General features: G+C 58.0%; 10 protein-coding genes. 2 read left to right on the top strand and 8 right to left on the bottom strand.

The window, feature by feature from the left end:
* Positions 1-34 precede the first annotated feature (34 nt).
* The 3 genes from CFBP5499_RS27700 to CFBP5499_RS27690 form a co-directional block, all read right to left on the bottom strand.
* On the bottom strand, positions 35-1,066 hold the full coding sequence (locus tag CFBP5499_RS27700; RefSeq protein ID WP_233284287.1) for a LacI family DNA-binding transcriptional regulator: 1,032 nt from the start codon (positions 1,064-1,066) through the stop codon (positions 35-37).
* A gap of 630 nt (positions 1,067-1,696) precedes the next feature.
* The gene (gene scpB, locus CFBP5499_RS27695) at positions 1,697-2,404 is read right to left on the bottom strand and encodes an SMC-Scp complex subunit ScpB (RefSeq protein WP_080831081.1); all 708 of its coding nucleotides are present in this window, start codon (positions 2,402-2,404) and stop codon (positions 1,697-1,699) included.
* A 2-nt stretch (positions 2,405-2,406) separates the two neighbouring features.
* On the bottom strand, positions 2,407-3,360 hold the full coding sequence (locus CFBP5499_RS27690) for a DUF1403 family protein (RefSeq protein WP_080831021.1): 954 nt from the start codon (positions 3,358-3,360) through the stop codon (positions 2,407-2,409).
* Between the two features lie 125 nt (positions 3,361-3,485).
* Here CFBP5499_RS27690 and CFBP5499_RS27685 point away from each other — a divergent pair, with 125 nt between their 5' ends.
* Entirely contained in the window at positions 3,486-4,619 is a 1,134-nt protein-coding gene (locus CFBP5499_RS27685) for a site-specific integrase (protein WP_080831023.1), read from the top strand.
* 361 nt (positions 4,620-4,980) lie between these two features.
* Positions 4,981-6,129: a site-specific integrase gene (locus CFBP5499_RS27680; RefSeq protein WP_175416941.1), complete on the top strand. Its 1,149-nt coding sequence runs from the start codon at positions 4,981-4,983 to the stop codon at positions 6,127-6,129.
* A gap of 89 nt (positions 6,130-6,218) precedes the next feature.
* Here CFBP5499_RS27680 and CFBP5499_RS27675 read toward each other — a convergent pair whose 3' ends face one another.
* The 5 genes from CFBP5499_RS27675 to repA all read right to left on the bottom strand — a co-directional run bounded on the left by CFBP5499_RS27675 (position 6,219) and on the right by repA (position 12,032).
* The gene (locus tag CFBP5499_RS27675) at positions 6,219-6,977 is read right to left on the bottom strand and encodes a hypothetical protein (RefSeq protein ID WP_173991200.1); all 759 of its coding nucleotides are present in this window, start codon (positions 6,975-6,977) and stop codon (positions 6,219-6,221) included.
* 260 nt (positions 6,978-7,237) lie between these two features.
* A complete protein-coding gene (locus CFBP5499_RS27670; RefSeq protein WP_233284286.1) occupies positions 7,238-8,227 on the bottom strand; it encodes a hypothetical protein in 990 nt (329 codons plus the stop codon).
* 137 nt (positions 8,228-8,364) lie between these two features.
* Positions 8,365-9,603 carry a plasmid replication protein RepC gene (gene repC, locus CFBP5499_RS27665; protein ID WP_080831030.1) on the bottom strand — a complete coding sequence of 413 codons (1,239 nt, stop codon included), beginning with the start codon at positions 9,601-9,603 and terminating at the stop codon, positions 8,365-8,367.
* 158 nt (positions 9,604-9,761) lie between these two features.
* Positions 9,762-10,757, bottom strand: coding sequence for a plasmid partitioning protein RepB (gene repB, locus CFBP5499_RS27660; protein ID WP_080831031.1), 996 nt, complete (start codon positions 10,755-10,757; stop codon positions 9,762-9,764).
* Positions 10,758-10,841: 84 nt separating this feature from the next.
* Positions 10,842-12,032, bottom strand: a complete 1,191-nt coding sequence (gene repA / locus CFBP5499_RS27655) for a plasmid partitioning protein RepA (RefSeq protein WP_080831033.1) — start codon at positions 12,030-12,032, stop codon at positions 10,842-10,844.

Below are 12,032 nucleotides of genomic sequence, written 5' to 3'. Positions count from 1 at the left end.
GCGCGTCTGCGACGCACCACTCCTCCCTCGATATTCAGGCCTTCCCGCCTCCACAGGATTGCCGTACGACGAGCCGGCACGGCAGCTTTCGCAGCCCGGGCTCGATGAACTTGCCCTCGGCCAGCGCCAGGACGGTGCGCCCAGCCTCCTTGCCGAGCTCCTTCAGATTCATATCGATCGAGGTCAGCGGCGGGCGGGCCTGATCTGCCATGATTTCCCAGTTGTCGAAGCCGACCACCGAGACGTCTTCCGGCACACGCACGCCGCGCTCCCGCAGGGCGTCGATGACACCGCGGGCAATCTGGTCGTTGCCACAGAAAATGCCGTCCGGCTTTGCGGCGCCATCGGCCCAGAGGCGGGCGATGGCCTCATGGCCCCATTGTTCAGCCCACATGCCATAAAGCACCCGGGCATCGGCACCGGCATGAGTGTGGAAGGCCTGTGAACGCTGGCGCACTGAAGCGAAATCCTTGGGACCCGTGACGTGGACCAAGCACCGCCGGCCAAGGCCAAGCAGCCAATCTGTAGCAATTCCAGCGCCCTGCGCATCGTCGGATGTCAAGGTGACGCTGTCGGGCGTGCCTTGCGTAAACGCATAGACGACGGGAACCGGAAGTCCTGAGAGATCCAGCGGAAGCGAACGATCGATGCGCTTGCCAGTCGCGATGATGCCGTCCACTTGCTTGTCGAGCATCGCATCGACATGGATCTTTCCCAACGCCGGATCATCCTCAATCGCACAAAGAAACACTGAAACGCCTTTGTCGACCAGCGCCTCCGACACGCCGGCCATTACGGGCAGCGTAAAGCGACCATAGGTATCATTGGTTAGGAGGCCAATCGTGAGGGATCGATTGGATAGCAGGCCCCGCGCCAGAGCATTTGGGCGGAAGCCGATATTCTCGGCGACCTGCTTGACACGGATGCGTGTTTCCGTCGCCATCCGACCGCTGTCGTTCAGGGCTTTGGAAACGGTGGAAACACTCACGCCCGCGGCACGCGCCACGTCATGGATCGTCGTCCGGGCAGTTTTGTTGCGTGGATTGCTCAGGCTTGCCTCCTTCAATTCACGATGAGAAAACCTTTTCTCACAGCTAATGTCAATATGAGAAAACGTTTTCTCTTGATTTTTTCTGTTTTACTTCCACTGAAGCTCAACAGCATTCTTTTCCGATAAATGGGCAAAGCGACCAGCGAACCAAAGTTCCGATTATACGGATGTGTGAGGTCCGAATTTCTTATCGGCAGCCGCATGAGATCCTCCATATCGCAAGGCATCGCACGTCTTGTCGGGGTCAGAACAAGATTAGTGCGGAATCGTACGTTTAGATGAGAAAACGATGATCGAGATCGACATTCCTTCCAAAACTGGGCGCCCCTGATGCATTTCTCCCTAAAACCTCGCGTTCGAAGCAGGCGGCAAACTACGGAAAACATGCACAATTTCGGCTAGCGTACGATTTCGCACTAATCTTACTCTGACCCAGAATGGGAAAGCTATGACGAGCTGATGGCGATCGGCCAGACAGGTTTTAAGCTGATCAGGGCTTGCGGCGTGCATGCGAGTTCACAACCGAATGGCACCGCCTATATCAATGTACCCTACACGGCAGATACGATGCCAACCGTCGCGATACCGGGTGATCTTTAAGGTATGTTGACAACGGCAGCACTCGCGACTTGGAAACGATCGGCCTCATTCCATATGAAGATTTTCCTCGTCAGTCTCGTTGTCGTGGCCCTCCGAGTCAGCAATCTCGTTCTGAACGGCCTGTCTGCTCAGCAGGCCGGCGTCCTCAAGCGCTTCAATGTTCGGCAGATCGCGTAATGTCTCCATGCCGAAGGCCGAGAGAAAGTGTGACGTCGTCACATAGGTATAGGGTGCGCCCGGCGTCGGACTGCGTGGCCCCGAGCTGATGAAACCGGCACTACGTAGATTGCCGATCGTGTCCCGGCTGACCTCTTTGCCAAAAATCTTTGACAGCTCGCTGCGGGTCACCGGCTGGAAATATCCCACTGCCATCAGCACCATCACCTCGAAGTCCGATAGCGCCGCGGCCCCTCCTCGCGTCGGCGCCGACGAGGCCCGGATCGTCTCGGCGAACCGCACCCGGGTTCGATGCTGCCAGCCACCGGCGACCGAAACCAGCTCGTAAGGCCTGGAACCGAGTTCCTCGCGCAGATCATCAATCAGCAAATCGATGCTGCAGTCCTTACCAACCACCCGGGCCAGCGTCTCGCGGCTGACTGGCTCGGCCGAGGCAAAGATCACCGCCTCGACCCGCAGCATCCATTCCCGCCAACGCATTTCCGCCGGCAGGTCCTCTAGCTCGCGATCATACAGACGTTCGTGTGCGGCGTTCGCCTGTCGGCGAGATGTTCTGGTTGCTGGTGATCCGGCCATGGTCATAACCCGAACATCCGAAACGAGGAGCGGCCGGAAAGTTCTCGCACCGCCCCGAGATTTTCCAGGCGCTCGAACAGTCGGTTTGCTGCCCAGCGCGACAGATCGCTCCCCGGCGCCGAGGCCGGTATAGCGTCTTCGGTCAGTAATCTACGGATGACAGGATCTGCGCTCTTGGTGCGCAGCTTCGGAGCCACGGCGAGCAGCCGCGCGGCCCGACGATCGATCTCGGCCGCGGATCGCAACGCCGCCTCGACGCCGTCGACAAGCGCCAGGCAGATCGCTTTTGGATAAGCCGGCTCGCCCGGTCGCACCCGCCCTCTTCCTCGGGTCGTCCGGAATGCGGGCCCGTACCGCTCGGGCAGCAGCAAAGGCACGGGGTCCGGCCAGTTCAGCATCTGCGACAGCACGACGTCAGCCAGCCCGAGGGCCATCACCTCTGCATCCGGGCGGATAGCGCAAATCTCTGCTATCAGGTCCGCCGCGACGAAGGGCGGCGCCCGCCCGGACTGGATGGCAGAATCGACCATGTCCGGGATCGCGGCAAGCCCCTCATCCGAGCGAAGACCCAACATCTCGGCAAGCTCCTGTACGAACGGAGAACCGATCGTGCCGGATCGGCGCGCCAGCATCCGTGTCGCCAAAAACAGCTTTCCGGCCGGCCCTGGGTTGTCACCCGTCGAGGTCAGCAACACGGCATCTCGGAGAGCGTTTTCCTCTTCGTTGCGGCCGAGCATTTTCGCTGCGACGGCAGCCGATTTGAGGGCAAGGCGATCGCGCCAGCAACCGATCCATGGAAGATTAGTGCGCATCAAATCGTCGAGCGATTTCAGTGCGATACCGCCGGAGAAGGCCGCGTCGGATTCGGTGAGGTCACTGCCACGCGACAGCGCCCAGGTCGGTATACGGGGCGACCAAGCGGGGGCTGTTGGAGCGGAGGGCACGAGCGAATCCATGCGCTGAAGTATAAATCAGGCGCGCAGTTTAAGCCAGAAATATCCGCTTTAACCGCACAGCCTGTCGTCATCAAAATACGTCCGATAATCTTGCATTATCGGACGTCTTACTCTTTATATAGAGAATGGCCCAAATCATCGACCAAAACACCGAAATTCACGTCGAGGAAACCTCAGTGCCGTCTCTCAGCACGGCGCCTGAGCGCGATGTTTCCGCGCCGGAGGTGTCGGGCGAAAGCCCCCTCCCCTCTCCCGCCGTTCAGGACCAGACGCCCGCCCACCTAGCAAGCCTTGCCGATCGCGCCCGGGGTTATGTCGAAGCCGCCAGTTCCGCCAATACCCGCAAGGCTTATGCATCGGACTGGAAGCATTTTGCCGCTTGGTGCCGACGGTCCAATCTGGCTCCCCTCCCCCCGCACCCGCAAACCGTTGGGCTCTACATCACGGCCTGCGCATCTGGCACGGCTGAACGGGGCATCAAGGCCAACTCTGTCTCGACGATCGAGCGCCGCCTTTCCTCCCTATCGTGGAATTATGCGCAGCGCGGGCTCGCCCTCGATCGTAGGGACCGGCACATCGCAACCGTTATGGCGGGGATCCGCAACAGCCATGCCAGGCCGCCGGTGCAGAAGGAGGCGGTCATGGCAGAGGATATCATCGCCATGGTCGAAACGCTCGACCGCGGTTCGCTGCGCGGCCTGCGCGACCGTGCCATGCTGCTCATCGGCTTTGCTGGCGGCCTTCGCCGCTCCGAGATCGTCGGCCTCGACCTGAAGGCCGACCAAACTGAGGACGGTCGCGGTTGGATCGAGATCCTCGACAAGGGGATGCTCATCACCCTACGCGGGAAAACCGGATGGCGAGAGGTCGAGGTCGGTCGCGGCTCGTCTGATGCGACTTGTCCGGTCGCCGCGATCGAGACCTGGATCAAGTTTGCCAAGCTGGCCCATGGCCCCCTCTTTCGCCGCGTCGCGGGGCAAGGGAAGGCCGTTGGCTCGGAGCGGCTGAACGACAAAGAGGTGGCGCGGCTTGTGAAGCGGGCCGCAATGGCCGCAGGCGTTCGCGGCGATCTCAGTGAGATCGAGCGCGCCTTCAAGTTCTCTGGTCATTCTCTTCGCGCTGGCCTCGCCTCCTCTGCCGAAGTCGACGAACGCTACGTCCAAAAACAGCTTGGCCATGCTTCCGCGGAAATGACCCGCAGATATCAGCGCCGGCGGGATCGCTTCCGCGTGAATCTGACCAAGGCATCAGGGCTTTAGGTGGCCCCTCCCCTAATCCAGAGTGAAATCGCAAGAGGAGATTTCAATGCCGAATTTCGCGCTTAGCGCTTCAATTGAAATCGGAAGCTAAAAGCCACAACCGGCGTCGAAAGCCGGCTTCATCAGGGTTGTCACACTGATTTTCGCGAGATCATAAGCCATTGAAATCATGGTAAACGAATTTCTAAACGAACTCTATATGAATATTACTGTTCCTTACATGGTATGATTTCTAGTTGAGGTCATAACCATCGATAAGTACCTCTTATCGATGATTGTTGATTTCGCGGCGCAAATCGAGGAAAATCGGGGCAAATCACGGTGCCAGCGGCCGCCGAAACCCGCGAATCTGGAGCCTATCGTGCCTAAAGCGAAGACATCACACACGTCCGTCGAGCGGCGCGCCGAGGAGCTCGATACCATCGCGTCCGTTTTGCCGCTCGAACGCCGCGACGAGCTTGCCGAGCTGTTGACCGATGATGACATCGAGACGCTGCGGCATCTCGTTAATCAGGGAATGGGCGACAATACGCTGAGGGCCCTGACGTCTGATCTTGCCTACCTGGAGGCCTGGGGTCTCGCTGCCACCGGACAGTCCCTGCCCTGGCCGGCGCCCGAGGCGTTGCTGCTCAAATTCGTAGCCCATCATCTGTGGGATCCGGAAAAGCGCGCAAGTGACCCCAACCACGGCATGCCCGATGATGTCGACAAAAATCTAAGGCGTCAGGGTTTCCTGAAATCCGTTGGCCCGCACGCGCCTGATACGGTACGGCGCCGGCTGGCCAGCTGGTCGACATTGAATAAGTGGCGCGGCCTTACGGGTGCCTTCGCCTCCCCTGCTCTTAAGTCAGCCATTCGTCTGGCCGTGCGCGCAGTTCCGCGAACCCGTGCGCGCAAGAGCGCAAAGGCCGTCACTGGCGACGTTCTGGCAAAGCTACTGGCGACGTGCGAGTCAGACAGCCTGCGCGATCTACGCGACAAAGCAATCCTGATGGTCGCCTTTGCTTCCGGCGGCCGTCGACGCAGCGAGATCGCCAGGCTACGCGTCGAGCAGCTGACAGTCGAGCCACCGATCGAGGTGAACGACGGTCCTCCCCTCCCCTCACTTGCCATCCATCTTGGTCGAACCAAAACGACGACCGGCGAGCAGGACGATGTCGTCTATCTCACAGGCCGACCTGTCGAGGCGCTGAACGCCTGGCTGGCGGCCGCAAAGATCGAAAAGGGCTGCGTGTTTCGGGGAATTGGGCGATGGGGCACCGTTTCGCGGCGTGCGCTCGATCCGCAGTCGGTCAATGCGATCCTGAAGCAGCGGGCACAGATGGCCGGGCTAGACAGTGGGGAGTTTTCGGCGCACGGACTACGGTCGGGGTATCTGACAGAGGCCGCCAACCGCGGTATTCCGCTCCCCGAAGCGATGGAGCAATCTCGGCATCGATCGGTGCAGCAGGCGTCGAGTTACTACAACAATGCGACCCGACGGAGCGGGCGAGCCAGTCGAATGATATAGGCTACCGTCTGCTTCACTCGCCCCATAGCCATTTCCATGACAGCTGGGTTGTCGAGCGTTTTGGCCACGCCTCGAAGCGCGGATCGGCTTTAACCGCGAAGAATTGTCCGCATCCGATCCGACAACTGACGCTGGAGTTGCTCTAAACCCTCGGCGTTGTTGAGGTATGTGATGTACCGGATATGGCGCAAGTCGAACGGGACGTCATCTGCATGCTGAGCAATGAGAATGACTTCGCGACCCAACGTATGGGATATTCCGGCTTCATAGAAAACGTTAGGATTACGGCCAGACAGATCGCAGATCACGACCCTCGATCTATCGATCAGCGAGACCACGTCCTGGATGATAGTGTGGTGCTCCCAAATATTGTCGGCACGATTACATCTCATTCCCACGGCTTCGGCGGCCCGCACAATCGCCTCGTAAACGGCGGCGAACCCACCGCTGAATGGCATCATCGCGGAAGCCTGTAGCGGGTCGATTTGAGGGGGTGTGGATACGCTGAAGACGGTCGGCGCACTAGAAGAAGGTCTATCGAGCAATAGACGAAGCACCGTACGATAAAGGTCGCCTTCCTGAACGCTCCATCGGGTGTGCGTCCAATCGAAGCGGTTCCTGCCACTGCCGTGACTTGAGAGACCGATCTCCGTCGCTACCCGCTCGAGCCGATCTTGGGTGATGACGGGAACCGAAGTGTCATACTGATACCGCAACCGCACGGCATTGTTCGAGCGTCCGACCACTTGCACCGAACCAACTCGGGCAAGATCACTATGCTCACGGCCCTCAGCCATGAACAGAGTAGGCAAAAGAGCCAACTCTGGGTCAGAGACGTTTTCTGGCACGCGATCACCAGGGAAATCTACTTCGCCTTGAGGCGCGTCGGGCCAGCCGAGGCCCCTAATAATTCTGTTAAACGCCACTATTACCCTCTGACACTTTCTGAAATTACATCGCGATTGAGATTCGCTGCATTGACACAGGACTCAACGCAGTTTTCGTTAGCTTACCCGATAGCGTTGCCCAGAGCGACACTCTGCTAGACTAGCTTTCAACCTCAGCCAGATACGCGGCACGGCTCAACAACGTGCCTGCGATTGACCCGCTAGAAATGCACAATGAGTTCGCCGAGGACATCAGCCGCCTCTCTCCCTACCAGAGCAAGGAAGTTCACTGCGGACAGCTCGCCAGCTTCAAATCGCAACCGGATTTGTGAGACGATATCGTTGTGGTAGCTCGCGAGCCAGAGATACTTCCTTCTGATCGTAGGCTTGCGGACCTCTGCAAGGTTTAGCCGAATTAACGCAGCATGTCGGTCCAAGAACGCAATGTAGTCCTCAAACGCATCATACTCGTCCTCGCTCGCACCGAGATAATCGATAAAGCGTGTCCCGTCCTCCCCTATACGCAAAAGGCGGTTCACATACTCGGTTTCCTCCTCCAGATCGTGGTTCTCGTTGTGAAGACGAGCGTCGGAGAGAAATTGTTCGTAAGCCGCCTCGTCTACGACGATGCGAGGATAGATCGCTTCTCCACTCTCAATGTCGAATGCGCGGACCATTGCAGGGCCGAAAACAGGGCCACTACCGTTCAGGCCGACATGAACACTCCCGATTGCCAGCCCAGCTCTGACGAGTACTCCGTGATTTATGCATTGGATCTGGATATGAAGCAGATCGAGCAGTTCTTGAAAAAACGCTCCGTCAGAATACTGCGTGTTGAATACTCGAACGCGCACGACAGCATCTGAAACCGACTCAGCGAATGCTCGACTAGAGAGACGCACTTCCTTCATGCGACGAAATTGCTTGACGTCGGGCGTGGTGAATTCTCGCAGCGAAAGGATGATATCGTGAATTTCACCGGCAGATCGATCGATCAGCATCGCACGGAAGCCGAGAACGTCTATAAAGGTCACGATACCAGGCTCATAATCGGCAGCACCAGCGCGCGCTTTGGCCTTGTCTCGCTCCACCTTCGCGCGCCTGCGGCGGCCCTGCGCCACGGCCTTACCCATTGCGGCCTCAATCGCACCCGCAGCTCGGGCCCACTTCTCATCCTCCATTGTCACCGGAGCAGGTGAAGAACGTTCCACTGGTAACCTTTCCAAAGTAACAGGCCTTTCACGTTTATTATTATAATTCCCACGGAAATCCTGCGTTCAAAACTGGTAACTCACTGTATCATTTGAGAAAACCACGAAAAAAAACGGCTGACAAGGGAACTCGTGCATCAAGCGATCCTTCGTTCGCCACCATTCGCTTTCATAAGAGCCATCAACATCGGGCCGAGCGAAAACTCGCCGCGCTCGGCCCGCCTGGTCAGATTCCGCAGGTAACCGCCGGCAGACGTGATGAAGCTCGACCGTTCGAGAATACACGCCATCGCCACTGCAGCATTTTCTGGACCCATCGCGCTGCAGGCCTCTTCATAGGCTGACGGACTTACACCCAGCATGGAACGCACAACAACAGCCGCCTTCATCAGCTCCCGCCAATTCTCAATACGCCCGCCTGGACCATAGTCGTCAATCTGCGGGCAGGCACGACGAACCATTCCGATCGGGAAGGCCTTCTTCAGCTCAGCAACCGCCTTCGGTCCTTCCGGCTTACTCGTGGGTTGAGGTTCATCCGCCAAGCTTTCGCCCTGCTCCCTTTCAGAGCGAGGTTCAAGTTCATTGATGGATTCGGTATTTGAATTCTGTATGTGCCGGTCATCCTGGTCGGCATTGCCATGCATGTTCTCTGATTTCAACTGTACTTCCAGGATGTTGAGGACCTCTTCCCGCAACAACTGCATTTCGTCGAGAGCCAGTTCAAGCTGCACCCTGTCCGGGTGGCGGGGAAGGGTTCCGATGATACTGAAATAAGCCGCTTCCACCTGCACCCAGTTGCCAGAGGCACCCTCCTCCACTGCAGCCGAGATGAGTTTGCGCACGTCGCGCCGGCAGATCGTAAGGGCTTCCTTTGCCCGACGGAACCGCAGGCGTTCCGCAGCCACGTCCTGCGCTATCTGCGCGAGTTCCTTGGCGCGAGCCAAAAGAGGTGTCAGATCGAAGCCGTATGCCTGCTCTACCTCACCGTCGCGATTGCGATGCGCGTATCGCTTTCCATTCGGGCTATCGCGGCGCAGGATCAGCCCTGCTTCGACGAGCGCCGCAAGCTGGCGCCGGAGTGTGCTCTCCGTGATCCCATGAGCGCGCACGGATAGCTGCGCGTTGGATGGGAAAACGACAAGCCCACGGCTCGCGTCGAGCTCTCCATGCGGGTAGAACGTTAAGAGGGCGTCGAGAACGGCCAACGCTCGATCCTGGAGCCCAAGGCGCTCGCGCGTCTCGCAGACGTCGCGAAACACCCTCCACTTTTCAATCTGCGTGCCTGGCCGCGGATCCTCGATCGCCATCTGGCCTTTGACCAGGGCAAGCGACATCGGCCGCCGCCCGAAGGGCGTCGTCACATGTCCCGTTTGCATCTTTTTCTCTCACCTTTCTTCAGGCAAAAGAAATCCGCTCACCAAATCGGCGCCAAGACTCTTGACTGTGATTCCGGGAAATGCGATTCTCGATCCTGCTAGAGATGACGAGAGAGGCTTCCACGGTTCGCCGTTCGGGGGCCTTTTTCTTTTGCGGTTCAGTCTCCGTTTGTTTCAGTTTTCGATCCTTTGTACTCCTCGTACAAACGACCCAAGTGTGAAGACAGCCATTCGCTGAAAGGTCTTGCTTCAACATTCGTAAGCTCGATGGCAACCTTCTTTGCCTTCGAATTCATCACCACGTTCAGTGCGCGATCGGTCGAGATCCAGTCCCGGACCGGGACGTCAGCCTTCGGCTTCTTCGCGGCTGATTTGGCCTTGTATCGCTTCAGGTAGTCGTGGAACGCATCGAATCGTTCGTTTTCAGGAAGCCTCAGGAGTTCGGCGGATTCCGAATACTCCACGCCCACTTTTGACAGGGCAGGGGCAAGGACGAGCTGACGAAGGCTGAGCCACCGGTCGCGCCCGATTTTCTTGGATGCGCCCAATGCCGTGATAACTGGTGCCGGCACTGTCTCGACAACTGACAGCATCTTGGAGAGCATCGCGTCATCTATGGCAAGCGACGACCGGACGACGTCCTTCGTCATTCCGGACGCAATCAAATTTTGTGCGAAGTAGGCACGCTCTATGAACGACAGGTTCGAACGGGCCGCGTTTTCCTGCCCCTGCACAATCGCTGAAGTCGCGTCATCGAGATTCTTGACGATTGCCTTGACCGGAACTCCAAGCTCACGAGCTACCCTGAGGCGACGATGCCCGAACACGATCATGTATCGCTTGGCGTCTGTCGAACTCGGGCGAACAAGGATAGGCGTCGTCTGTCCTGCTTCCTTGATCGCCTGGAGCAACTCCTGGAATTCCTGGCCGTCGTCCGAAAGGCGGTCGGCCACGAAGGAGACATCGATCAGTCGCGGATCAAGATCGACGATAACCTCGCCTTCCATAAGCTTCTTGGTGTTCTCGGCCATGTCCTCGATGGAGCGGACCACCGTCTTGGCGGCCCCCGTCATGCCGTAGCCGGGCTTGGTCGGCGTCTGGTTTGCCGCGATCGACGCCATATCCAGCTTGGCGAAAGGATTTTCACGAGACATGAATGCCCTCCGGATCTAGTGTCAACGCCAATAAGCCGTTGAACTTACGTGGTAAAAGACCGAAAAAAACGGCTGACAAGTGTCTCATTTTCGCCCCCAGGCACCGTGGATGAGCTCAACGATCTCCGCATTGGCCGAATTCAGGCTCTCCATGGCCCGGTCGTAGGTCGCCCGGACAAATTCTCCCCGCTCGACTTCATACAAAGTCTGCTTCTTGATCGACGCATCGGAAATCGCGGTCGACTTAAGCACGTGGTTTCTCAGCATTTGCTGTGCAAACATTGACTGCATGAACCCGACCATCTGAGCCTGCGGGATGTCCGTGGGTTCAAATCGTGTGATGAGGTAGCGGAACCATTGAACACGCATTTCGGCGCCTGCCTCGGCGACCGGTCCCATAATCCCTCCGAGCATCATCAAAAACTGGCTCATCGACATGATGTCCAGCATCTGAGGGTGAATGGTAATGAGGATCCCGGTTGATGCCATGAGTGCGGTAATCGTCAGGTAACCGAGCTGAGGAGGGCAATCGATGACGACCACGTCATATTTGTCATCAACCTGCTTCAAAGCACTGGCGATCCGCATGTAGAACAGTCGGCCGTCCTCACCCTTCTTGGAAGAGATTGCGAGCGGCACATCGTATTCGTATTCCTGAAGAACCAGGTTCGCTGGCACGACGTCGAGTCCCGGAATGTTAGTCGCCTGGATGACATCGGCGATCGGCTTGCGCTCGTCGTCAAATCGAAGAGCCTCATAGAGAGAGGCTGTCTCATCAAGCTCCGGCTGGATCCCGAAAAGGGACGTCAGGGATGCCTGCGGGTCAAGGTCGACCGCCAAAACGCGATGGCCGGTGAGAGCGAGATACTGCGCAAGGTGCGCGGCGGTGGTAGTCTTCCCGCTTCCGCCCTTGAAGTTTACGACCGAGACTATTTGCATCGGTTCGCCTTCGCGCCTCCTTGGGACATAGTACCTCTTGTCGGACTTCTTGTTCGCCTCTAAATAATCGCGAAGCTCAAGCATCTGGTCCGCCGTGTAGTAACGGCGTCCACCGGCCGACTCGATCTCTGGCCCTTTTCCGTCGGAATGGAGTTGTCTGAGGTGAGTCTGGGTCACGCCGATAAGGTCCGCAACTTCCGCAAGTTGAAACTTGCGGAGGCCCTTGCGAGCATCAGGCGGGTACTGCTGGCTGCGCAACATATGCAACGCGCTTGAGATCTTCGACCCCTGCTGGGCGATCTCGATATCAAATCTGTTCGGCAGCGAATTGCTCAT

Origin of the sequence: Agrobacterium tumefaciens, assembly GCF_005221325.1 — a bacterium.
Taxonomy (GTDB): Bacteria; Pseudomonadota; Alphaproteobacteria; order Rhizobiales; family Rhizobiaceae; genus Agrobacterium.
This window is presented reverse-complemented; position numbering and strand designations above follow the sequence as displayed.

What these genes read in the sequence shown, in the direction of transcription:
- CFBP5499_RS27690 (WP_080831021.1), bottom strand. Translation starts at nt 3,360, where the DNA reads ATGGATTCGCTCGTGCCCTCCGCTCCAACAGCCCCCGCTTGGTCGCCC.
- scpB (WP_080831081.1), bottom strand. Translation starts at nt 2,404, where the DNA reads ATGGCCGGATCACCAGCAACCAGAACATCTCGCCGACAGGCGAACGCC.
- repA (WP_080831033.1), bottom strand. Translation starts at nt 12,032, where the DNA reads ATGAGCAATTCGCTGCCGAACAGATTTGATATCGAGATCGCCCAGCAG.
- repB (WP_080831031.1), bottom strand. Translation starts at nt 10,757, where the DNA reads ATGTCTCGTGAAAATCCTTTCGCCAAGCTGGATATGGCGTCGATCGCG.
- repC (WP_080831030.1), bottom strand. Translation starts at nt 9,603, where the DNA reads ATGCAAACGGGACATGTGACGACGCCCTTCGGGCGGCGGCCGATGTCG.
- CFBP5499_RS27685 (WP_080831023.1), top strand. Translation starts at nt 3,486, where the DNA reads ATGGCCCAAATCATCGACCAAAACACCGAAATTCACGTCGAGGAAACC.